Here is a 22,777-nt window from a genome sequence, read left to right on the forward strand (position 1 = left end):
CCGAACATAAATTATGAAAGGAAGAGGAAAATGCCACATCTTTTTTCACCTTTTCAACTGAAAGGTCTTGAACTGAAAAATAGAATTATGATGTCGCCGATGTGTCAGTATTCGGTTACGGCGGAAGACGGAGCTCCTAACAATTGGCACCTGCAGCATTATGTGTCACGTGCGGTAGGGGGCGCCGGGCTAATAATGGTGGAAATGACGGACGTGGAACCAGACGGCCGTATCACAAACAGGGATCTCGGCATTTGGTCTGACGATCACATTGAAGCGTTTGCCAAAATTGTAGACGAGGTGCATGAACACGGCGCAAAAATAGGTATTCAAATTGCTCATGCAGGCCGAAAAGCAGAAGACGCAGAAGTTCCAGTTGCGCCATCTGCGATTGCCTTTGATGAAAAGCTTAAAACACCACGTGCTTTGGAAACGGAAGAAGTAAAGGAAATGGTGGAAAAATATCGGTTGGGAGTGAGAAGAGCAGTGCAAGCGGGTGTTGACGTCGTGGAACTGCACGGGGCACACGGCTATTTAATCCACCAATTTACGTCCCCTTATACTAACAAACGAAAAGACGAATATGGAGTAGATCTAACAAGATTTGGAAAAGAAGTCATCCAAGCGGCTAAACAGGAAATGCCGGCTGATATGCCATTGTTCATGCGTATCTCTGCAAAAGAGTATGTGGAGGGCGGATATCACCTTGATTATAGTAAGTCGTTTGTTAAGGCGTTTAAAGAAGCAGGAGTGGACCTTTTTGATGTAAGTTCAGGAGGAGAAGGGCCAATAAGAGGCGGCGGTAAGCCTGGAAGCCATGCAGGGTACCAAGTTCCGTTTGCAAGAGAAATAAGGAGAGATGCTGACACACCCGTTGCCGCAGTCGGTCGTTTGGAAGATCCAGTTCTGGCCAATGCCGTCATAGGGAATGAGGAAGCTGACTTGGTGATCATCGGAAGAGGAATGCTTCGTAATCCCTATTGGTCATTGGAAGCTGCAGCAACACTAAACAAAGAAACTGCTTTCCCCAAACAGTACAGGATGGGCTTTTCCAATTAAATAAACGTTTGTTTACGTGTTCAGTTCGGATTGATAGCGACAATATGTTGGAAAAAAGATAGCAGGTGATCGCATGTATAGACGGGATGAAGGGTTCCGCGTTACGTTTCAAGAGCCGCTTTCAGCTTCCTTTACGATCCTAAAACTGAAAGGACAAGATGTCGAACATAAGACAGGCAAGCTTCATATTATCGATATGAGTTTAAAAGGAGCGAAAGTTGTCTCCCCCTTGAATTTGCCTGCGGACGGCACCGAACTATTGTTGGAGTTTGTTCTAGATAAAAATCCGGTGAGCGCTATTGGGGAGTTAGTCTGGAAAAAAGGTAGTTATCAACGGTTTACCTACGGAGTTAAACTGAACCCGGATACATACTCAGACCGGCAGTTGTTCACAGAACTTAAACAGTATGTCCATCACCATAAATCTCAAAAGTGAAGCGGGATTCTCCCTCCGCAGGAACTATTGACAAACACCGGCTGTGTGTCGCAACCGGTGTTTTGTGTTGTAAAAAAAGTTTCTCAAAAGATTACGCTCACCTTGCCGATAATAAAGGAAGAAGCTAATTTTATTAAAATATGGGAGCTGTGAACAGTTATTTGGATGTGGGCACTTGGAATAACTGGGAGCTAGTAGTGCAACCGACCCTTTGTTTGTAGAGGGGTCGGTTGTTTTGTAAACTATATGACAGGGGTGGGGATAAAGTGAGTATTTTTACGAAAAAAACGCGACCATGGAATGCACATTTAGAATTTTCAGGCACCACGAACATCCAAGTTGGGGAGCGGGCAAAAGAACGGCTAGTATTCTTGGGAATAGACGAAGAGACGCTTCAGCACGTCCGGGAAGCGGCACAAGTGCTTACGCCGTTCAAAAAGGAGATCGTCAACCATTTTTATGATAATATTACGGCTGTTGATCATCTACGAGGCATCATAGAAGATCATTCTACAGTAGAGCGCTTACGGAAGACGATGGAAAGGTACTTGGACCAATTTCTAGAAGCAGATGTGAACAAAGAATACATAAAGACAAGAATTGTTGTCGGCGAAGTACATAGCCGTATTCATTTGACAGCAGAGCATTTTATTTCAGCCCACCATTTACTGCTGCAGATGATGACAACAATTTTAATGGAAAAACTGCACCATAAACCGGATGATATGATGGCTGCAGTTTTGGCGGTACAAAAATTAGCTGCTTTTGACCAGCAGCTCATCGTCGAAGTGTACATGGAAGATACATTCAAGTCCTTCCTCTTCGGTATCTCGGAAATGTTAGACCATACGACGCAGCTTGATACGACGAAAAAGTTACTTGTCGGAATGGATGCGCAGATTGAAGAGACTCATAGTGTGTCTGCAGCTACTGAGGAAATGAGTGCCTCCATTAATGAAGTCGCAGATTATGCTGTCAAAGTTTCAGAAGGAACAGGAGATGCTGTTGAGTCGGCAGAACAAAGCAAGGAAGTCATTGATAAAGCGCTTGATGATATTAAAAAAGTAGGCGGCGTCTACGAGCAGGTCGTCGATCGGGTAAATGCGCTTGATAAAGAGATTGAACATACCCAAAACGTGATTGAGATTATTAAAGGAATTGCGGATCAAACGAATCTACTCGCCCTTAATGCAAGTATTGAAGCAGCAAGAGCCGGGGAACATGGAAGAGGCTTTGCGGTAGTTGCCTCGGAGGTGAGGAGTTTGTCAGAACACACGCAGGAGCAAATCACTCAGATTACTTCGAGTATGGAGTCATTGCAGCAAGTGTCTCATGAAGTGACAGAACAAATTCAGCAAACGGGTGAGTGGGTGGAACAAAGTGTGACTGGTTCGGAGTATGCAGGAAGCGCGCTTACTAATATCGTAACAACGATGAAAGAAATTAATGAATCCATTTCGCAGATTGCAGCAATGAGTGAGGAACAGACGTCAACGGTAATGGACATCGCCCAACGCAATACGGTGATTTATGATCTGAGCAGTGACACTCAAGAAATCGCGAAGCAGACGGGCCGGCTGGTATTTAATTTAAGTCAGCAAATGGATGAACACCGTCAGACCTTCTTTCATATCAATGTGGCCTTCAATAACAAAGACATTGTGAAAGTGGCGAAAACAGATCACCTGCATTGGAAATGGAAAGTATACAACATGATTATTGGAATCGGCACAATTGATCCGGAAGAAGTTACCTCCCATGAATCCTGCCGGTTCGGAAAGTGGTATTACAGTGACCTTCCAGCCAAAGTAAGAGAGAAGAACACATTTAAACAAATTGAAGAACCGCATAAAGCGGTCCATCATTACGCAAATGAAGCGGTGGAACGGTATAGTGACGGCGATTTGAATGGTGCACAAGAAGCTTATGACTACTTAGACAAGGCTTCCCAGCAAGTGGTGGAGCTATTGACGAAATTAGAGCAAGAGCTATAAGGGAAATCTGCTTGCCTCCTGTTTTTTTATTGCTCTTTGGGGAACAGTATAAGCATAATAAGGAGGTAACGGAAAATGGAACTAATAAAGGTTAACGGGCGCGTGAACAAAAAACGTCTTATTTTTCATGTGCTTGCTCCAATTATAGGAGGTTCGATTACTGGGTGGCTTGCTAACCGAAAGGCTCAGGAAAAATTTAAAAGGTTAGAGCAACCATCTTTTTCACCTCCGGCTGCAGTGTTTCCTGTTGCATGGACAACTCTTTATGGATTGATGGGGCTTGCGAAATATCGGATAAGTGAGACCGAAAAACAAACAACTATTGATTCTATTCCGTTGTATGAATTACAACTGGGGCTAAACTACATGTGGTCCTTCCTGTTTTTCAAATGGAATCTTCGTGGCACGGCACTTATGGAAATGACTGCACTTCTTGGTATGATAATGATTACTACGTATGTGTTTTATAAGAAGGATCGTGTCGCGGGAACGCTAATGATACCTTATATTGGTTGGGTAACTTTTGCATTAGGTCTTAACTATTCTTTCTGGAAATTAAATAAATCAATTTCATGAGGGATAGAGAAAAGAGGGATGGTTTTTAAGCGAAGCGATGGTCTATCGTCATCGCCAATTAAAAAAGTCCCTCCCTTTCTCATGGGAAAGACCAACTTGTTACATTTCCAATATTTGGGGTTCTGTTCCTTTCTTGTTTAACAAGCTGATTTGGGTTGGTTCGATTTCTAATACGAGATAGTTGGGGTCTTCTGGTCCGTCAAACCATTCTTCCATATTTTTATTCCACAACTTTTCTTTCATTTCTTCTGACTCATTGATCGATACTTTTCCCTCATACTCTACATACTCATCACCGAATCCATCTCCTTCATATCCAAGCAAGATATGTGTATGTGGATTAGCGTTTATATCATCTATTTTCTCTGTTTCCTTGTCTGTCACCGTATATAATTGCAAGCCTTCGTGAAAAAAAGTCATATACCTAGAGTGCGGTTTATCATTATTCACTGTTGCCATTGTCCCGACATGACTATTCTCTAATATGTTTTCGATATTCTTTTTAATTTGTTTTTGTTCCACTAATATTCACTCCTTATAAGGCTGTTAACCACTAGTATTCCACACTAAAAGATAAACATGCATTGACCTTTGATGACCGGTTAGGATTTATTACAATCTAACAGTAGAGTTATCCGCTTTAGTTTGTGTGACTAATAAAGATTTTGTAGAGTTAAAAGGAAAATAACAACCAAAAAAGGCAGGAGAGCCATAATGACAGATGAGCAAGACCAGCGTATTGCGGAGCTGGAACGCAGGGTCCTGTTGCTTGAAAAACGCTTGGAACAAGAGCAATCATCTAAATTACTCCCAAATACATACAAAGAAAAATCCTCCGAATCACCAGCTCTAGAAGAAGAGCGTAGTTTCGGAGCGTTGGAGAAGCACTTTGGGAAAACGTGGCTGCCTCGAATATTTTTATTTGTTTTGCTTCTGGGAGTAGTATGGGCATTTGCCGCTGCATATGACAGCGGCTTGATAACAGAGCCAGTTGTTCTTACCATCGGCTACGTTGTTTCCGGCGGACTGGCAGCAGCTGGAATGTGGCAGTATCGGCGAAAGCATACAGGGTTAGCGCAAGTAATCTTAGCAGCAGCAGTGATCATACCAACTCTTACAACCTTTGCCGGGCATGCTTTATATCATCTTATCCCGTTGTCCATTGCTTTTTCTACCAATTTAGTAATTGCACTAGCGACAATAATATTAACGGCGAAGTACCGATCCCAGGCTCTTGCTATTTTAGCAGCTATTGGTGGTTTTCTGAATCCGATCCTTTTGGACAACAGTGATCCAAGTGTTGTGTTTTTTATTGTCTATGAATTTATTGCTTACATTCTGTTCTTTTCCGTAGCAGCGTGGTTTCGTTTTCTATTTCTCTTTTATGTATCAATTGCTGCTTTACATATCGTATATCTTCCCGTGTCTTTTTTTGCATCCAATACAGACATGTATCTTATGTATACAGCGCTCGCCCTTCAACACTTGTTACTTCTCGGATTTTTCTTTTATTGGAGGAAGCATAAAGAATACCCGTTGGGGATGGTGTTTTCTCAATATGTGTTACTGACAGGGTGGGGCGTATTGTTCTTAACTAAACAGCAATTTTTAATAGTCTTACTTGGTTGGCTGATCTTTCATTTGCTGGCAGCGGGGCATGCTTATTGGCGCCTTCAAAGCAGATTGCGTACGGGGATGCTGCTTGCTGCCATCTCGTTTACCATCTTTTCGCTGTCCGTACGGTTTTTCGATGAATGGATGACTTCTACTCTTATCATTTCAGGCATTGTCTCAGTCTTACTCGGATACATTTTAAACTCGCAGTTGCAACGGGTGGTTGGCTTCGTCTCGTTAGGAATCAGCTTGTGGCTGCTTGCGATTCAAACGCCTTTTGAAACTTTATCAACTGAGCATGTTAATTGGGTCGTTGCGGTTCTTGGTCTTGGTGCGCTCTACGCTATAGGGTTGCGCTGGCGTCCTCCTCAGCACGTACAGAGATTTTTTCAAGTCTATGAAATGATAGTTGTCACCATCTTATTGACGTATACAAGTTTAGTCGTTTATGCCGTTACACATAGTATCTCGGAAGAAGTATGGCTGTATTCCTTGTCATTTGTATGGATCGTATTTGCTGCTGCTTCCATTATTATCGGATTCTGGAAAAATAACGGCAGGTTGCGGGTATTCGGGGTCATCCTGTTGTTCGTCACACTTGCTAAAGTGTTTTTCGTCGATATTTCAGAAGTATCATTAGCAGTGCGAGCGTTACTATTTATTGCTCTCGGAGGCATGGGCGTGGCCTTATCCCGCTTTTTCTACGCCGGCAAAGGCGATTAACTTTACACCGCTTTTAAGAGGAATCTAGCAGTTTGGCAGCCACCCTTCTACATAGAAGGGAGGCTGTAGCACTGTCATTCTTCTATCGTTTTCGTCATATTTTGTGAAGCTCTTCATTCAATTTTTTGGCTGCATTTTTATGATAAAAGTAGAAGACGGACCAAATGATAAGATAAATGACAAGAAATATAACAGTGAAAAAGATAATGCTTCTTGCATTAAAAGGAATCCAGCCGACCCCTAGTGATAAAGTGAAATAGAGAACAGTGACCGTCACGAAATGAAGTGCTGTCTGCTGGAAGAGATGTAATCGATTCATCTCAAAGAAAAGCGGGGTCACAGTGAAGAACCAACCACAAAACATAAAACCAAGAGAATTTTTTAGGAAAAGGCCTCCATCTAATTGCTCGTGTCCTCCCATTAATACAATGCCATTTGTAACGATTACCATTAAGAAAGCACCGTAAAAAATACCAATCACACTTCTCCATAGAAAAGTTTTCATGATTTTTTCCTCCTGTTCATTTGCAACGCTGTTTTGATGGTGTTGACGTAATGCCTGGAAACATACTCTTTTTCTCCTGATTTAAAATACACGCAAAGGGTGCCGTTAAAAGAATGTTCAAAACGTCTTAATTCGTAAAGATTGGCGATAACTGACTTAGAAAGACGAACAAAGCGGTCTTGCGGCAGCATTTCTTCTAGTTCATAGAGTTTCTCCTTCACCTTAAAAGAACCATCCGCTGTGACAGCAAGTACCGACTCTTTATTGGTATGAAAGTAATGAATCTCATCGGGCTGCAAGATATGCTGCATATCACCGTCTCTGCCGACGATAAAGGCAGCTTCGCGCTTATTGAGAAAATTAAGTATATCTTGGATTGAATCATCGACCTCTCTGCAATGAACCGTGACTGACGTCTCTTTATAATCACTGCTAATATCTACGGTTACTTTCAATCGTTCAGCCTCCGATCTAACTTTGTACTTGTGAGACTATTGTAGTCTTAAATTTTTGTGTTGTCTTGAGTTGTCGGGTGAAAAGTGAGAAATGAAAGGTGAGCTGCACATTCTAGCTGCTCACCTGTCGTTCATTTGTAAAAGGAAGGCTGGAAAAAGGGGAGGAAGTGCCGTGTCTAGTTAAAAGTTAAGAGTTTCTTCCGAGATATGAATGGAGGGAGAAGAAGCATCATGTCGTAAAGCAGAGTGATTGATACGTTTTGATTCATCGAGAAACATAACACTGCTATGGATTGCTCCGGTTATGTACGTCTTTGCTTTTTTGACAGCCTCTCGAACAGAATCTTCTTTCGCTAATTCAGCTGCAATTGCAGCGGAAAACGTACAGCCGGCACCGTTTGTATCTGTAGATATACGTTTACATGAAAACGTGACGAAGCGTTCACCATCAAACAAAACATCGACTGCTTCTTCAGAGTCCAGGCGTCCACCTTTGACGACTACACTTTTCGGACCAAGCGCATGAATGTCTACAGCAGCTCTTTTCATATCTTCGGTTGACTCAATGTGCGAACGTCCACTTAGTTTTAATGCTTCCGGCACGTTTGGGGTGACGATCGCTGCTTTTGGAAGTATCACCTTCTTTAGGCGTTCAATTGCCTCATGCTCGATAAGCTCAGCACCGCTTTTCGTAACGATAACAGGGTCTACGACTACATGCTTAAGATTGTGGTCTTGAATGAGCTGCGCTGTGTATTCCATCTGCTCCACAGAATGAAGCAACCCTGTTTTAAGCGCGTCGACTCCGATCGTGTTGAGGGCGGTTAGTACCTGTGCTTCCATGACTCCCAGTGGCTGCGGGAAAATATTCCGGCCTTTTTCTTTGCTGATCGTTACAAACGCGGTGATTGCTCCCATCCCGTAAACGCCGCATTCTTGAAAGGTTTTTAGGTCTGCTTGAATGCCGGCACCGCCCATGCTGCTAGAGCCGGCAATGGATAATACTCGTTTCATTATAAAAGTCTCCTTTTTTTATCCAGGCTGCTACTATTATAGGATCTCCTGTTATTCTTTTCTAGCACTTAAGGTGATACAATGAGAGCAAAATGTTTCTTTGGAGGTAATGATGATTAACGTTCTATTTGTTTGTTTAGGGAATATTTGCCGTTCGCCAATGGCAGAAGCGGTGTTTCGCCACCAAGTGAAAAAACAAGGCCTGGAAGAAAAAATTACTGTTGATTCTGCTGGTACTGGCGACTGGCACATTGGTGAAGCACCGCATGAAGGAACATGCCAGCTGCTCCAAGAAAAACAAATTGATTATTCGGATATTCAGGCACGGCAAGTAACGAAAAAAGATCTGGAACAATTCGACTATATAATCGCCATGGACATGGATAACCTGGCATACTTACAAAAACTTGCAGATGATGAAAAAAAGCCTAAACTGATGAAACTGCTTGATTTCGTTCCGGACAGCCCGCTAGAAAATGTGCCGGATCCTTATTTTACGGGTAATTTTGACGAAGTGTATGAGATGGTTCAAAAGGGCTGTGCGCGGATTCTTGAGCAGATCAAGGAAGAAACTGCCCAGTGAAACATCAGGCGGTCTTTATACTGAACGAAATTGGCACTCATTCTGATATACAGGAAGTGACACCTGTTAGCGGTGGAGATAGTAGTGAAGCATGGAAAATAGTGACGGGTACAGACAGTTTTTTTGTTAAGTATAACCAAGCGGATCCAGAAGATTTATTTGAAAAAGAAGCGTACAATCTTTCCTTGCTGAGAGAGACAGGGACAATACGCGTTCCGGAGGTGCTTGGCAAAGGCAGCGGTTATATCGTGATGGAATGGCTGGAAGGAAGACAAGCTGAACATACAGATGAAGCTTTAGGGAGAGGGCTGGCACGCTTGCACCAATACAGCGGAGACCGGTTTGGTCTTGATGTGGATAATTACATCGGTACCCTTCCACAGCCAAATGAATGGGAGAAAGATTGGATTACTTTTTTCAGGGAGAAGCGTCTCGGTTTTCAATTTCGGTTAGCGGAGGAACAGGGTCATATCCTGGGGACGAGACGACAGAAGATGATTCGTCTCTTAGATAACCTCGAGAAATGGATCCCGCGGAACCCTAAGCCGGCACTTCTCCACGGTGATTTATGGGGAGGAAATTGGCTGGCCGGCCCCGACGGCGAGCCGTATCTAATTGATCCGGCAGTCTTTTACGGTGACAGTGAACTTGAGATCGCTTTTACAGAGTTGTTTGGTGGTTTCTCGGAACATTTTTATTATGCTTATCAAGAAATACTTCCGCTTTCCAGCCTTTATGAGGAACGAAAGCCCCTTTACCAGCTGTATTATTTGCTTGTTCATCTAACTGCATTTGGTGAGATGTACGGAAGCGCAGTAGATCGAATACTTTCCATGTACGTGTAGCTAGTTGTTTTTTTAAAAGAATGCAAGAGGAAAAAGAATGTCGTCAAACTTTTTGCCTAAAAAACAGAATAGATGTGCCGATAAAATAGATAGATATGCGCACGTACAATGTATAAGGAGGAAGAACATGGAAACCCAAGCGAGGAAAGTGGTCTGTCAAATTGGTGAAGAGGAATTTGCCTTCCCGGTAGAACATATAACAGGAATTGAGAAGCCGCAGCCAATCACGAAGGTCCCGAATACGGCTGAACATATTAAAGGAGTAACAAATATCCGCGGCGAAGTTACCCCGCTATTAGATTTGCGCTCTTACCTATTAAAAAGAGAAGCGACACTCGACGAAGACTACAAAATTTTGCTTGCGCAAGTAGGGGAGATCAAAATAGGTTTGATCGTAGACAAAGCAAATGAAGTCTTGGACATCCCAGAAGATCTGCTAGAGTCGGTAACCGTCGAAGGAAATGAAAATGAACGTTCGATACAAGTGGCGAAAATGGAGAACCGTCTTATCATTTTGCTGGATATCGATTATATGTTAAATGAAATGGATGCGGAGACTTTAGGCAAGCTGAAAACCATGGTATAAGGCACCGGAACATAGATGAAAGACGCAGGCAAGAATCGGTGCCTGCTTTTTTCTGAAAAGAGTGAGGAGATAACCGATGAGTACGAACCAATATATGGATCTCTTTATCGAGGAAAGTGAAGAGCACCTGCAAGCTGTTAACACCAATCTACTAGCCTTAGAAAAAGATCCTGAAAATCTGCCAATCGTTAACGAAATCTTTAGGTCGGCCCATACGTTAAAAGGCATGGCGGCGACGATGGGTTTTGAGGATCTAACGAAGTTGACCCACCAAATGGAAAATGTTTTAGATGCGATACGCAATGAACAGCTCAAGGTCACCACCGATATTTTAAATGTCGTTTTCGACGCAGTGGAATTCTTAGAGAAAATGATCATCGACATTTCTCAAGGTGGGGATGGGAAAGAGGATATCATTGCCATCGTTTCCGAACTTGAGAAGGTAGAGAACGGAGTGGCAGACGAACTAGCAGCGCCCGCTAATTCTCTCCAAGAGGAAACAACCGCTTCACCTCTCAACAAAGATGTTGTGTACGACGATTATGTGCAGAATGTCCTCATCCAGGCTTTTGAAGAAGGTTACTTTGTGTACCAAGCAAGTATAACTCTTCGTGAGGATTGTGTGCTGAAAAGAGCACGGATTTTCATGATATTAGAAGCGCTGGAAGGAAAGGCAGAGATCATACATGCTCTTCCTTCGGTAGAAGACTTAGAAGAAGAAAAGTTCGATTTTGACTTTACCATGACGCTCACTTCTAAAGAAAGCACGGAAGAGTTAGAGGAGACTATCGGCCGTATTTCAGAAGTGGAAAAGGTTACGATCCAGAGCTTGCTGGAAGCAGATCTAGCTCCATCTGAGGAACCGGGTCAGCCATCTCCGTCTCCCGCTGTGGATGCCGATGCTGGTACGGAAGAAAAAGTAGAGCGGCCTACAAAAGAAGAATCGAAGGGTTCCAAAAGCTCGAATATCGCCTCCAAATCAATCCGTGTTAATATTGACCGAATTGACCAGTTAATGAGGTCTTTTGAAGAACTATTAATCTATCGTGGACGGTTAGAACAGCTGGCCAAAGAAAGCGATAATAAAGAAAACATTGAAACGCTGGAGAAAATGACACGTGTCTCTAACGACTTGCAAAACCTGATTCTGAGCATGCGAATGGTCCCGGTTGAACGAGTTTTTAATCGTTTTCCACGTATGGTACGAAGTCTGGCGCAGGAAATGGGTAAGCATATTAACTTGAAAATAACCGGGGCCGATACAGAACTGGACCGCACGGTAGTGGATCAAATCGGAGACCCTTTGGTACACTTAATTCGCAACTCGGTCGATCACGGTCTGGAATTACCTGACGTTCGTTTAGAGCGAAATAAGCCGGCGACAGGCGTCATTCAGTTACGAGCGTATCATAGCGGCAATCATGTCATGATTGAAATTGAAGATGACGGAGCTGGCATCGACCGTGACAAAGTTGTACAGAAGGCAGTCTCTTCAGGACTCATTTCAAAAGAAGAAGGAGAGCAGCTACCAAACAGTGAAGTCTATGATCTTCTGTTTTCTTCAGGCCTTAGTACGGCAGACCAAATATCCAACGTATCAGGCCGGGGAGTGGGTCTTGACGTTGTGAAAACGACAATCGAATCACTCGGTGGCGCAATTACGGTAACCTCTACTCCCGGGGAAGGCAGTTTATTTACGATTGAGCTTCCACTTACGTTGTCGATCATTCTTGCTTTGTTAGTAAAAGTAGAAGAGGAAACATACGCCATTTCGTTGTCTTCGATAAAAGAGACGACGATTATACCGAAATCTTCCATCAGGAAAGTACATGAACAGAAAGTGGTTAATTTCAGAGATTCCGTGATTCCGATTATTTCGCTTCGGGAGACGTTTGGTTTTCCGGAAGAAGAGCAAGAGGAGTGCCCGGCTGTTATCGTGCAGAAGGGTGACAAGCAGGCAGCATTGCTTGTCGATTCATTAATTGGCCAGGAAGAGATCGTTATCAAATCACTGGGAGAATTTTTGACGAATGTATTTGCCATCTCCGGAGCAACGATATTAGGGGACGGCAAGGTAGCGTTGATCATTGACAGTAATGCGTTAGTCTCCTAAAACAGTACGGAAGGTAACATTTCGTTTTTGACTATGATAGAGGAGCCGAACAATGAAAGTGGATGATTTTCAGCAATTTATGGTAAAGGTGAAGAATAAGTCAGGTATCGACTTATCGCAGTATAAAGAAAACCAAATGAAAAGAAGGTTGACCTCATTACGGGATCGCCGGGGATTTACGTGTTTTGAATCCTATTTTGCCTCTATGGAAAAAGATCAGGCATTGTTTGATGAATTTTTGGAGCGAATGACCATTAACGTGACACAGTTTTTTCGCAACATGCCACAGTGGTCAATTTTGGAAAAAGAACTGCCGAAGCTGCTTGCAGGGAAAACACGGATAAAAGCTTGGTCAGCCGCTTGTTCTACTGGGGAAGAACCGTATTCATTGGCGATGCTATTGATGAATATGCCTTCCCTTCAAGGGATCGACATAGTGGCTACCGACCTGGATGAAAATGCATTGCGAAAAGCACGGGAAGCGTCTTACACCGTGGAATCGATGAAAGAGCTCCCCGCCTCTTACAAAACGAAATATTTTCATAAAGAAAGCACTCATTACAAGCTTGCGCAGGAAGTGAAAAACAATGTTACGTTTAAACGCCACAACTTATTGAGTGATCCTTATGAACGAGACGTTGATCTGATTATTTGTCGAAATGTCATGATTTATTTTACGGAGGAAACGAAGAAGGAGATCTATCAACGCTTTGCTGACGCACTGCGCCCTGGCGGTCTCCTTTTCGTCGGGAATACAGAGCAAATTTTTCAACCGAAAGAGTTTGGACTGCAACTAAAACGATCTTTTTTCTATACGAAGGAATAATAGAAGGTCCAACTTGTCTAAGTGACCCTTGAGATAGGGAAGAGTTATATAAAAAAAACGTGATTTTTGGTATACTCAACTTTACCTCATGAAAGTTGAAGGAGGAGACATCGTTGAGTAACAGATCCGGAGTTCAAAAAGACGCGATGCGCGTATTGAAAGAAACGAGCAGAACATTTTACATACCGATCAGCTTGTTAGTGCCGACATTAAAGAAAACAGTAGGGTCGGCATATTTGTGTATGAGAGCGATTGATGAAATAGAAGATCATGAAGGGCTGTCCCCGGAAACGAAGCAGCATTTGCTCTCCGCTGTCAGTAAAATGCTTCTGGAAAGGGAATTTGATGAGTGTGCTTATACGGCCCTTTTGGCACCATATCAAGCCCAGCTCCCAGAGGTAACACTGCGCCTTGGTGATTGGATTTCCTTTTGTCCAACAGAAATTAGAGACAAAGTAAAGGGCTCAACAAGTGAGATGGCAGCTGGGATGGCTGAATGGACAGCGAAAGACTGGCGAATCGGTACCGAAGAGGATTTGGATGATTACACGTACTACGTCGCTGGACTTGTTGGGGTTATGCTGTCGGACATTTGGGAATGGTACGACGGCACGAGGACTGATCGCGACCTTGCTATTGCGTTTGGCCGGGGGCTACAGTCTGTGAATATACTGCGTAATCAGGAGGAAGACCATGAACGCGGGGTCGAATTTTTTCCTGACGGCTGGCAGCGGGAGGATATGTTCTGCTATGCAAGGCGCAATATAAGCCTTGCCGATGAATATATGAAGAGCCTTCATACGCGCAACATCCGCTTATTTTGTAAAATTCCGCTCTCCCTTGCAAAAAGAACTTTAAAGGCCCTTCAAAGAGGCGATGAAAAAATGTCACGGCAGGAAGTAGAAGAAGTCGTCGAGCAGTTAAAGAATGAATAAATAAGCAACCACTCCAAAAGGGGTGGTTTTTATTGGGAGTAAAATTGGCAAAAAACATTCTACATTTTCTGATAAATGTTTGTTATAATAGGTGCAAAGTAAATACACGTAGGTAAAGGCGCCTGAATTGCAGAGAATGACTAAAGGTCTGTCTGCATTATGGGGGCTTTTTTTATTTTAGAGACAGTAGGAAGGTGAAGGAATGAGACTTACATGTGAATTAAAAAATAGTCATTTTCAATTTCATTCTGTAAGAGAAGTGCTGGCCAAGGCAAGTGAAGAGAAATCCGGGGATACGATGGCGAAAATTGGTGCTGCCTCCTCTCTCGAAAGAATGGCAGCAAAACTTGTCCTTAGTGAATTGCAGTTGACAGATATTTATGAAAACCCGGTCATTCCATATGAAACGGACGAAACGACTCAAATTATTTATGATGATATGAACAAGTTGATTTACCAAAGCATAGCCTCGTGGACGGTTGGAGAGCTGCGAAATTACATTTTGTCGCATGATACAAATGCTTCTGACCTGAAGAAACTCAGCAGAGGACTGACTAGCGAAATGATCTCAGCAGCAGCTAAGCTGATGTCTAGTCTGGATCTTGTGTTAGCTTCGCAGAAAATGAAGCACCAGGCTCATTGCAATACTACGATAGGAGAGCCGGGGCGGCTGGCGTTCCGTTGCCAGGCGAATCACCCGATAGACAACATTGATGGAATTATTGCCTCCGTAAAAGAAGGACTTTCTTATGGGTCAGGTGATGCTGTGATTGGCATTAATCCAAACAATGAAAGTGTCGAATCGGTGTCCCGTATTTTAACAGCAACACATGAGTTTATCGAGAAATGGGAAATACCCACCCAGAACTGTACCCTTGCCCACATTACAACGCAGATGGAAGCGCTGCGCACGGGGGCGCCAATTGCATTGATGTTTCAAAGCTTAGCTGGCAGCCAGGTGGCTAATGAAGATTTTGGCGTTTCAAAAGCAATTTTAGATGAAGCCCATGACTTAATGAAGACAAAAGGAACTTCCGCAGGGCCGAATTTCTTCTACTTTGAAACAGGACAAGGGTCCGAAGTGTCACTGGGTGCGCATGCTGACGTTGATATGCAGACGTTGGAAGCGCGTACATATGGCTACGCAAAACATTGGAAGCCATTCATGGTAAATAATGTATCCGGCTTTATCGGGCCAGAGACACTTTATGACGGCCGCCAAGTAATCCGGGCTGATCTGGAAGATTTATTTATGGGTAAGCTTCACAATTTGCCAATGGGGATTGCTCCTACGTACACGAACCATATGAATGCGGACCAAAATGATCAAGAAATCGCCGGGATGTTAACGACAGTCGGGGGTGCGAACTTTTACATGGGAGTTCCTGGGGGTGACGACGTGATGCTCAGTTATCAAGATACGAGTTACCATGATGATGCTTCCTTACGGGAAATGCTTGGGCTGCGGCCATTAGCGGAATTTGAAAAGTGGCTTGAAAAAATGGGAATTATGGAAAACGGCCGCCTTACCAAACATGCCGGTGACTTGTCTATCTTTGATGAATAACAGTGAAGGGGGCAAAAGATGTGGACGTAGAAAAAATTATAAAAGAGGTACTGGAAGAATTGAAAAAAAATACGTCACAGAAAGGAAATGATATAGATGAGCACAGCCCAGATGCGAGAACGTTTACGCACGATGAACGAAAAATAGTATCTGTAGATAATCCGAAAAACTTACAGACGATTGAACATGCACGGAGCCTGACCCCCGCCAGAATCGGTATTGGGCGTACTGGAACGAGAATGAAAACGAAACACTATCTTGATTTTCGGATTGACCATGCTGCCGCTCAGGATGCTGTTTTTAAGGATGTGGACGACTCCGTTCTAAAAGAGTTGAATCTTCCGGAATTGCGATCCCGGGCCAAAGACCAGGAAGAGTATCTCATGAACTTGGATGCAGGGAGAAAATTGGATAAAGCTTCTGCGGAGTGGCTAACAACACATAGTGAAAAGGACAAGCAAGTACAAATTGTCGTCTCAGATGGATTAAGTTCTACCGGTGTAGAAGAAACAATCCCTGACTTACTTCCGGCGCTTATTCAAGGGCTTCAGGTGAAAGGAATAACATTCGGTCAACCTGTTTTTATTAAAAAAAGCCGCGTCTGGGTTCAAGACGAAGTCGCAACTCTTACGAACTGTGATGTTGTTATTTCTTTAATCGGGGAACGCCCGGGTCTTGCCACTTCGAAAAGTGTAAGTGCCTATCTTGTCTACCGTCCCAATGAGAAAACCGTAGAAGCGGATCGAACTGTTTTTTCAAATATTCATGAAGGGGGCGTTCCTCCCGTCGAAGCAGGTGCTTATCTAGCCGATGTGATTTCTGAAATGCTGAGGCACAAAGCGAGTGGCGTGAGGTTTGCAAGTCGTAAAAAAGAGTAAATAAGATGCGCAATAATAGTCGCCTATATTGACAAAAATCGCAAAGCAGATTACAATTTCAACTATCCGATGGAGGAGATAAGTCCTAAAAATAGGAGGGGAACGGCATGCTTCAAACTCATTCTGTCGCGAGCTTATGCCAGGCGTATACTACCTTATCTCCACAAGATATTAAAGAAATTGAAAAAGTAAATGAAACTTTGCAGCTGACTGCTGATTTATATAAAGCAAATGTTTTTATCGACTGCTTAATCGATGAAGGTAAGCACGCAATGGTGGTTGCCGAGGCCAGTCCGGCTACGACAGAGTCTATATATGTCGAACCTGTCGTAGGTCGGAAGGTATACGAAGCTTTTGAACCTGCTGTTTTCCAAACATTGCATGCCGGCAAGGCAATGTTTGCGAACCGTGCGCTTAACCAAGAAGGAATCCCAGTTGAACAAAATGTAGTGCCAATAAAGGGAGGAAATGGAAGAGTAATCGGTGCCCTTATTATGGAAAAAGATATTAGCGAACGCCTCAAGGGTCAAGCGGAGTTGAAAGCGTTGTCACGCACGGCAGAATCACTAAGTAATGTGTTGATCGGGATGACTGAGAACCGTCCGATCATTCCGGAGATTATCGAAGAAGCGTTATTTTTCGTGAAAACCGATGGCAGTCTTTTATATTTCAACCCTCCAGCTATTAACCTAGTAAGTGATCTTAGCGGTAAGAAGCTCCATCACGGTGTTCAAGTTGTCAAGTATCTTCCTGAATTGAACGAGATGCTCCATTATTCCGAGGAACTTGCAGTTAAAGAAATGCAGATCTCCGGTAAAACTTTTCAAGTGAAACGAATCTCTCTCCCTTATAATGAGAAATACGTGGGGTTGTTTCTCATACTGCAGGATATTACAGAGCTACGTGAAAAAGAAAAGCAGCTCATCATGAAATCCGTAGCGATTCAAGAAATTCATCATCGAGTAAAAAATAACCTCCAGACAGTTGCGAGTCTATTGCGGTTGCAAATGAGAAGGGGATTGCCGGAAGAGAGCAAGGTTCATTTTTTGGACAGTTTAAACCGGATTTCGAGTATCGCTTCCGTTTACGAAGTGATCCTTGCTAACAGTAGTATTGATGAAGTGGACATCTTTACGTTATCGCAAAAAATTGGCAACATGCTCGTGCATGATGGTACCAATCCAGAAGGACAAATTCTCATCCACTATGTGGGAGAGGAACTGACCATTGAGTCTGAACGAGCTGTTTCTATCGCACTTGTTATTAACGAATTAATTCAGAACTGCTTGAAGCATGCCTTCAAAGACAGACAATCCGGTGTAATCAAAGTATATTTCATGAAAAGTGAAGAGACGATTACGGTCGAAGTACGCGATAATGGCGTAGGATATGTTCCGTCAGGTGAATCTTCTTTAGGACTGGACATCGTGAAAATGGTAAGCAAGCATGACCTGTCCGGGAGGTTTGAAATGAAGCGGGTGGAAGATGGGACAATTGCGAGAGTGGTGTTCCCGTTTAGAAAGCAGGGGTTGGATGAAAAGTAGAATATTAGTAGTAGAAGATGAGTCCATTGTACGGCTGGATGTCTCGATGATGCTTAAAGATGCAGGGTACGAAGTAATTGGTGAAGCCGGTGACGGAGAAGAGGCGGTGGAGTTTGTACATCACACACAGCCTGATCTGTTAATTATGGATATTAAAATGCCGAAGCTTGACGGATTAAAAGCCAGCAGGATCATTAATAAACGGTTTGATATACCGATATTGTTGCTAACAGCATACAGTCAGCGGGATTTTATTGAAAAAGCGAAGGAAGCCAATATCGTCGGCTATATTATTAAACCGGTTTCTGAAGACCGGCTCATCCCGGCAGTCGAAATTGCCCTCCATCAGGGGAAAGTGGCTGCTGAACATCGAAAGAAACTAGAAGAAGCTTCTTACAAATTGGAAGAGCGCAAGTTAGTTGAAAAGGCAAAAGGACTTCTCATGAAGAGGTTTTCTTATACGGAAGAGACCGCCTTTAAAAAAATGCGTAAACTCAGCATGGACCGGCAAGTTTCTTTAGAAAAAGTCGCCAGGCAAGTGCTGAAAAAATATTCCTCAGATCCTTCCAAAGTCGACAAGTGAATAAATCCTTGCTAGCAAAGGTGCTAGGCGAAATGCGGAGCATTTCGCATGGTACCTTTTTGCTTTTTTTAAGTGGTTCTCGTTGCGAGTCAGATTCTTTGTACTGATAAATTTTTAACAATATCCTAATATGTTTAAGAAAGAAAGGAAGGTAATGCTTTATGGTGATGGTTGGTAATATTGTTATTTATATTATTATGGCTTGTGCTGTTGCGGGTGCGATTGCTGCAATCCGGGACAGTGATCACGGCTTAGGCGGCCAGTTCATGGAAGGGATTCACCAAGTTGGGCACATTTTTGTACCGGCTGCGGGGATTATGGCGTCTATTCCTTATTTATCTTTATTCATAGATAAAGTGGCAGGTCCGTTTTTCGGAATGATCGGGGCTGACCCGGCTATTGCTGCCACAACGATTCTCGCTTCCGACATGGGAGGTTATCCGCTCGCTGATGTGTTAAAGCAGTCTCAGGAAGGTTTGATCATGGCGTTGATTACCGGTTTTATGGCCGGGGCAACCATTGTGTTCTCTATTCCGATGGGGCTGGCACTTCTTGATAAACGTGATCACAAATACATGGCACTTGGGGTTATGTCCGGTGTTTTGACAATCCCTATTGGTGTGTTTATTGCTTCCTCGATCATTGTTCTGACTAATTCTAAAGTGCGGGACGTTATCTCCACAACTTCAGATTCAGCATACGAATTTGCCTGGGGATATGGAAAAGTACTGCTGAATGTTACACCATTGTTTATATTTGTTATCATTATTGCACTCGGTTTATATTTCTTGCCAGACCTTATGGTTCGAGGTTTTATGTGGTTCGGGCGTATTATGGATGCAGGTATTAAGCTTGTACTTGTTTTCTCAATTGTGGAAGTTTTCACTGGTTTGTTCTCTTCGACAATGGGTTGGGGCTTTGATCCGATTATGGCGGATACCGAAGACCAATTCCGTGCCTTAGAAACTGCCGGTTATATCGGTATTATGTTGGCCGGGGCATTCCCGATGGTGTATTTATTACAAAAATATGCATCCGCGCCATTACAATCTATTGGGCGTATGCTTGGTTTAAGCAAAGAGGGAAGTGCCGGTCTTGTGGCAACGATCGCGAACATTTTAGCGATGTTCAAGTTGGTTCGTTCCATGCCGCCAAAAGACAAAGTACTAAACATCGCATTTGGCGTTTGTGCGGCTTTCCTACTTGGTGACCACTTATCTTTTACTGCAAACTTCCAGCCGACGTTGATCTTGCCAATTGTAATTGGTAAATTATCTGCAGGCCTTATCGCAATTGGTATTGCCTATTGGATTTCAGTACCAAAAGCGCGAGATTTAGAGAAGAAAGACAGGGAAATGGGAATCATTGGCGAAGATGAATATAGAGATAAAGAGTTACACGGTGATGTAAGTGAAGCGAAAGCAAATTAACACATTTCGCAGCATTTTAAAGTGAGGGTTGTTTTATGGATGAAGAAAAGCAACGATTTATACAAGAGTTTGTGCCAGGAAAGCAGATTACTCTTAGCCATTTGATTGCGAACCCGGAGCCCGATATGTTTGAAAAATTAGGTGTAGATCAGGCTGGCGCACTTGGTATCATGACCTTGACCCCTAGTGAAACAGTTATCATCGCGGGCGATTATGCAACAAAAGCAGCCCATGTGAAAATTGGCTTTCTTGATCGCTTTACGGGTAGTTTGGTGATTGTTGGCAGTGTTTCCGAAGTGGAAATGGCGATGCAAGAGGTTAATCGTTTCCTTAAAGAATCGCTTGCCTATACTCCTGCTACTATCACTAAATCATAGTAGGGAAAGGAGCTATCCGTGATGAAAAACAGAGCGATGATTATAGGGGCCATTGAAGCTGGAAAGTCTACCCTTACAAAGGCCCTTCTCGGCCGCGAAGTCAAGGCAAAAAAAACACAGACTCTTCATTATTACGACTGGATAGTGGACACACCGGGTGAATACACTGAAAATCCGCTCTTTTATAAGAACATTATGGCGACAGCCTTAGAAGTCACACACGTTCTTTACATTCAAGATGCAACGAAAAAAAAGTCTATTTTTCCGCCTGGGTTCAGTACCGGTATTAATAAACTGCCAATTGGTGTCGTGACGAAAGCAGACGCCGAGGAGGCGGATATTGTAAGGGCAGTCTCCCAATTAAAAAAAGTAATGCCTAAAGGTCCGATTGTTACCACCTCTGCTTATACAGGACAAGGTATTGAGGAAATACGAAACCTTGTTCAGCTCAACTCGCTTCATGATATGAAACACTATGTAGAAGAGGTAAATGATAACAACGTTGTCTACCATGAAACCCTTTACAAATGATCATTTTTGTCCTACTATTTTAAGTAGATGAGTTGGAACAAAAGTGAATAGAATGAAGGCAAAGGCGCCTTGTACAGCGGTCACATGGCCGCCTGTATGAGGCGCTTTTTTTACAAGAGTGGGTTTAATGCTTGCGGAGGTGGTGTACGGTTTATGAGAAATTCCAAAGCAGCAGAAGAAATCATAAGTGTCGGTATAGATATTGGGACAAGTACTACAAAGCTTGTTATCAGCAGATTTTCCCTTATGAACATGGCAGGTACCTCACATGTTCCGCGCATTGAAATTATTGACAAAGAAGTCATTTACGAAAGTCCGATTTTCCGCACACCCCTTCTTTCTGCGACTGAAATTGATATGAATGAAGTGGAAAAGTTAGTCGTATCTCAATACGAAAAAGCAGGTATTTCAGCAGAGGAAATTAAGACAGGCGCCGTTATTATTACGGGGGAGACTGCGACGAAGAGTAACGCCCAGGAGATGATTCATCATCTTTCCGATCACGCCGGTGAATTTTTAGTGGCAACTGCCGGCCCGGACTTGGAAGGGATTATCGCAGCTAAAGGATCAGGCGCACACGCATATTCGGAGGAGTTCAACAAAACGATTGCCAATATTGATATTGGCGGCGGCACTGCCAATACGGCCGTTTATCGTAATGGTGAACTGCTTGGTACGTGCACTCTCCATATAGGCGGAAAGTTGATAGAGATGAGAGACGATAGGATTCAATATATTTCTCCTGCTCTCGAAAATGTGTGCAGCCGTCTGGGAGTCTCCCTTGAGATCGGCAGCCTTTATGCAGAATTAGATAGTAAGAAGATTACGGATTATATGGCTTCTGTTATTGCGCGTATGCTTCGAAAAGAATTGACCGATGCTGATAAGGATCTGTTGCTGGGGCACGAACCGAGCTGGGAAGGGAATATTGACACGATCATGTTCTCAGGAGGCGTCTCCGAATGTATATACAAGCTCGAGAAAAATGATGAGGAAGCACGTGCCATGTACGGAGATATCGGTATGCTGCTGGCTTCTTCGCTGACAGGGAGCACAGATTTGTCGGAATGGCAGTGGCTTGCTCCGAATGAAACGGTCCGTGCTACCGTTTTAGGGGCGGGAACACAGACAACTGAAATCAGCGGTGTGACCATTCAAGTCGACACAGACGTACTGCCGCTAAAGAATTTACCGGTCTATAATATTGATTTTACTAACGATTTTGAGCACGGTATGCAGAAATTGCCTGCTTTGATCGAAGAAGGGGTACAAATATTCGACCCGAATCGAGAAGGGCAGAATTTTGCTTTATACTTATCGGATGTTCCACTTATTGGTTTCCGGGATATTCAAAGATTAGCCCGGACGATAGTGGAGGCTGCTCAGAAGAAGCCAGTACCGAGGCAGCCGCTAGTCATCGTCCTGGAACGTGATCTCGCAAAGGCATTAGGGCAGACGATTAATACACAGTATAAAGAGCAAAGTGCGGTCTGTGTTGATCAGATCCGAGTCGAACACGGAGATTACCTGGATATCGGCAGACTACTGCAATCAGGGGTCGTGCCGGTAGTAGTGAAGACATTGGCGTTTCACTAATGTTTGA

At 43.4% G+C, this 22,777-nt stretch carries 23 protein-coding genes and 1 riboswitch; of the genes, 19 read left to right on the forward strand and 4 right to left on the reverse strand.

What is annotated here, in order from left to right:
• Nucleotides 1-30 precede the first annotated feature (30 nt).
• The 4 genes from LOR49_RS10985 (at nt 31) to LOR49_RS11000 (ending at nt 4,065) form a co-directional block, all read left to right on the forward strand.
• The gene (locus tag LOR49_RS10985) at nt 31-1,059 is read left to right on the forward strand and encodes an NADH:flavin oxidoreductase/NADH oxidase (protein WP_240376747.1); all 1,029 of its coding nucleotides are present in this window, start codon (nt 31-33) and stop codon (nt 1,057-1,059) included.
• A 73-nt stretch (nt 1,060-1,132) separates the two neighbouring features.
• Complete coding sequence (locus LOR49_RS10990) at nt 1,133-1,495, forward strand: PilZ domain-containing protein (protein WP_240376748.1); 363 nt, start codon at nt 1,133-1,135, stop codon at nt 1,493-1,495.
• A gap of 133 nt (nt 1,496-1,628) precedes the next feature.
• Nucleotides 1,629-1,713, forward strand: a riboswitch (cyclic di-GMP riboswitch).
• Nucleotides 1,714-1,761: 48 nt separating this feature from the next.
• Nucleotides 1,762-3,489 carry a methyl-accepting chemotaxis protein gene (locus LOR49_RS10995; protein WP_240376749.1) on the forward strand — a complete coding sequence of 576 codons (1,728 nt, stop codon included), beginning with the start codon at nt 1,762-1,764 and terminating at the stop codon, nt 3,487-3,489.
• A gap of 75 nt (nt 3,490-3,564) precedes the next feature.
• On the forward strand, nt 3,565-4,065 hold the full coding sequence (locus LOR49_RS11000) for a TspO/MBR family protein (protein WP_240376750.1): 501 nt from the start codon (nt 3,565-3,567) through the stop codon (nt 4,063-4,065).
• 99 nt (nt 4,066-4,164) lie between these two features.
• Here the strand turns inward: LOR49_RS11000 and LOR49_RS11005 are convergent, their stop codons facing one another.
• A complete protein-coding gene (locus tag LOR49_RS11005; RefSeq protein ID WP_240376751.1) occupies nt 4,165-4,587 on the reverse strand; it encodes a pyridoxamine 5'-phosphate oxidase family protein in 423 nt (140 codons plus the stop codon).
• Between the two features lie 192 nt (nt 4,588-4,779).
• Here LOR49_RS11005 and LOR49_RS11010 point away from each other — a divergent pair, with 192 nt between their 5' ends.
• Nucleotides 4,780-6,402, forward strand: coding sequence for a DUF2339 domain-containing protein (locus LOR49_RS11010; RefSeq protein ID WP_240376752.1), 1,623 nt, complete (start codon nt 4,780-4,782; stop codon nt 6,400-6,402).
• A gap of 94 nt (nt 6,403-6,496) precedes the next feature.
• On the opposite strand, the gene LOR49_RS11015 is transcribed toward LOR49_RS11010, so the two are convergent.
• The 3 genes from LOR49_RS11015 to thiD all read right to left on the reverse strand — a co-directional run bounded on the left by LOR49_RS11015 (nt 6,497) and on the right by thiD (nt 8,376).
• Nucleotides 6,497-6,907: a DUF3021 domain-containing protein gene (locus LOR49_RS11015; protein WP_240376753.1), complete on the reverse strand. Its 411-nt coding sequence runs from the start codon at nt 6,905-6,907 to the stop codon at nt 6,497-6,499.
• The gene (locus tag LOR49_RS11020; protein WP_240376754.1) at nt 6,904-7,362 is read right to left on the reverse strand and encodes a LytTR family DNA-binding domain-containing protein; all 459 of its coding nucleotides are present in this window, start codon (nt 7,360-7,362) and stop codon (nt 6,904-6,906) included. Before LOR49_RS11020 ends, LOR49_RS11015 begins: the two co-directional genes overlap by 4 nt.
• Nucleotides 7,363-7,542: 180 nt before the next feature.
• Nucleotides 7,543-8,376, reverse strand: coding sequence for a bifunctional hydroxymethylpyrimidine kinase/phosphomethylpyrimidine kinase (gene thiD, locus LOR49_RS11025; protein WP_240376755.1), 834 nt, complete (start codon nt 8,374-8,376; stop codon nt 7,543-7,545).
• A 112-nt stretch (nt 8,377-8,488) separates the two neighbouring features.
• Here thiD and LOR49_RS11030 point away from each other — a divergent pair, with 112 nt between their 5' ends.
• The 14 genes from LOR49_RS11030 to LOR49_RS11095 all read left to right on the forward strand — a co-directional run bounded on the left by LOR49_RS11030 (nt 8,489) and on the right by LOR49_RS11095 (nt 22,770).
• Nucleotides 8,489-8,959, forward strand: coding sequence for a low molecular weight protein-tyrosine-phosphatase (locus LOR49_RS11030; RefSeq protein WP_240376871.1), 471 nt, complete (start codon nt 8,489-8,491; stop codon nt 8,957-8,959).
• Nucleotides 8,956-9,804 (forward strand): fructosamine kinase family protein, encoded by an 849-nt coding sequence (locus LOR49_RS11035; protein ID WP_240376756.1) that lies wholly within the window; start codon nt 8,956-8,958, stop codon nt 9,802-9,804. Before LOR49_RS11030 ends, LOR49_RS11035 begins: the two co-directional genes overlap by 4 nt.
• Nucleotides 9,805-9,931: 127 nt before the next feature.
• A complete protein-coding gene (locus tag LOR49_RS11040; RefSeq protein WP_240376757.1) occupies nt 9,932-10,390 on the forward strand; it encodes a chemotaxis protein CheW in 459 nt (152 codons plus the stop codon).
• A gap of 76 nt (nt 10,391-10,466) precedes the next feature.
• The gene (locus tag LOR49_RS11045) at nt 10,467-12,503 is read left to right on the forward strand and encodes a chemotaxis protein CheA (RefSeq protein WP_240376758.1); all 2,037 of its coding nucleotides are present in this window, start codon (nt 10,467-10,469) and stop codon (nt 12,501-12,503) included.
• 58 nt (nt 12,504-12,561) lie between these two features.
• Entirely contained in the window at nt 12,562-13,329 is a 768-nt protein-coding gene (locus LOR49_RS11050; protein ID WP_338021143.1) for a CheR family methyltransferase, read from the forward strand.
• A 113-nt stretch (nt 13,330-13,442) separates the two neighbouring features.
• Nucleotides 13,443-14,264: a squalene/phytoene synthase family protein gene (locus LOR49_RS11055; RefSeq protein WP_240376760.1), complete on the forward strand. Its 822-nt coding sequence runs from the start codon at nt 13,443-13,445 to the stop codon at nt 14,262-14,264.
• A 202-nt stretch (nt 14,265-14,466) separates the two neighbouring features.
• On the forward strand, nt 14,467-15,831 hold the full coding sequence (locus LOR49_RS11060) for an ethanolamine ammonia-lyase subunit EutB (protein WP_240376761.1): 1,365 nt from the start codon (nt 14,467-14,469) through the stop codon (nt 15,829-15,831).
• Nucleotides 15,832-15,851: 20 nt separating this feature from the next.
• On the forward strand, nt 15,852-16,709 hold the full coding sequence (gene eutC, locus LOR49_RS11065) for an ethanolamine ammonia-lyase subunit EutC (protein WP_240376762.1): 858 nt from the start codon (nt 15,852-15,854) through the stop codon (nt 16,707-16,709).
• 107 nt (nt 16,710-16,816) lie between these two features.
• Nucleotides 16,817-18,253, forward strand: a complete 1,437-nt coding sequence (locus LOR49_RS11070; protein WP_240376763.1) for a sensor histidine kinase — start codon at nt 16,817-16,819, stop codon at nt 18,251-18,253.
• On the forward strand, nt 18,243-18,836 hold the full coding sequence (locus tag LOR49_RS11075; protein WP_240376764.1) for an ANTAR domain-containing response regulator: 594 nt from the start codon (nt 18,243-18,245) through the stop codon (nt 18,834-18,836). The genes LOR49_RS11070 and LOR49_RS11075 overlap by 11 nt, the downstream gene beginning before the upstream one ends.
• Before the next feature lie 161 nt (nt 18,837-18,997).
• On the forward strand, nt 18,998-20,266 hold the full coding sequence (eutH, locus tag LOR49_RS11080) for an ethanolamine utilization protein EutH (protein WP_240376765.1): 1,269 nt from the start codon (nt 18,998-19,000) through the stop codon (nt 20,264-20,266).
• A gap of 35 nt (nt 20,267-20,301) precedes the next feature.
• Nucleotides 20,302-20,643 (forward strand): ethanolamine utilization microcompartment protein EutS, encoded by a 342-nt coding sequence (eutS, locus tag LOR49_RS11085; RefSeq protein ID WP_240376766.1) that lies wholly within the window; start codon nt 20,302-20,304, stop codon nt 20,641-20,643.
• Nucleotides 20,644-20,664: 21 nt separating this feature from the next.
• The gene (locus LOR49_RS11090) at nt 20,665-21,174 is read left to right on the forward strand and encodes a EutP/PduV family microcompartment system protein (RefSeq protein ID WP_240376767.1); all 510 of its coding nucleotides are present in this window, start codon (nt 20,665-20,667) and stop codon (nt 21,172-21,174) included.
• Between the two features lie 153 nt (nt 21,175-21,327).
• On the forward strand, nt 21,328-22,770 hold the full coding sequence (locus tag LOR49_RS11095) for an ethanolamine ammonia-lyase reactivating factor EutA (RefSeq protein ID WP_240376768.1): 1,443 nt from the start codon (nt 21,328-21,330) through the stop codon (nt 22,768-22,770).
• Nucleotides 22,771-22,777: the final 7 nt, after the last annotated feature.

The sequence above is a fragment of the Bacillus piscicola genome (assembly GCF_022458745.1).
GTDB lineage: Bacteria > Bacillota > Bacilli > Bacillales > Marinococcaceae > Alteribacillus_A > Alteribacillus_A piscicola.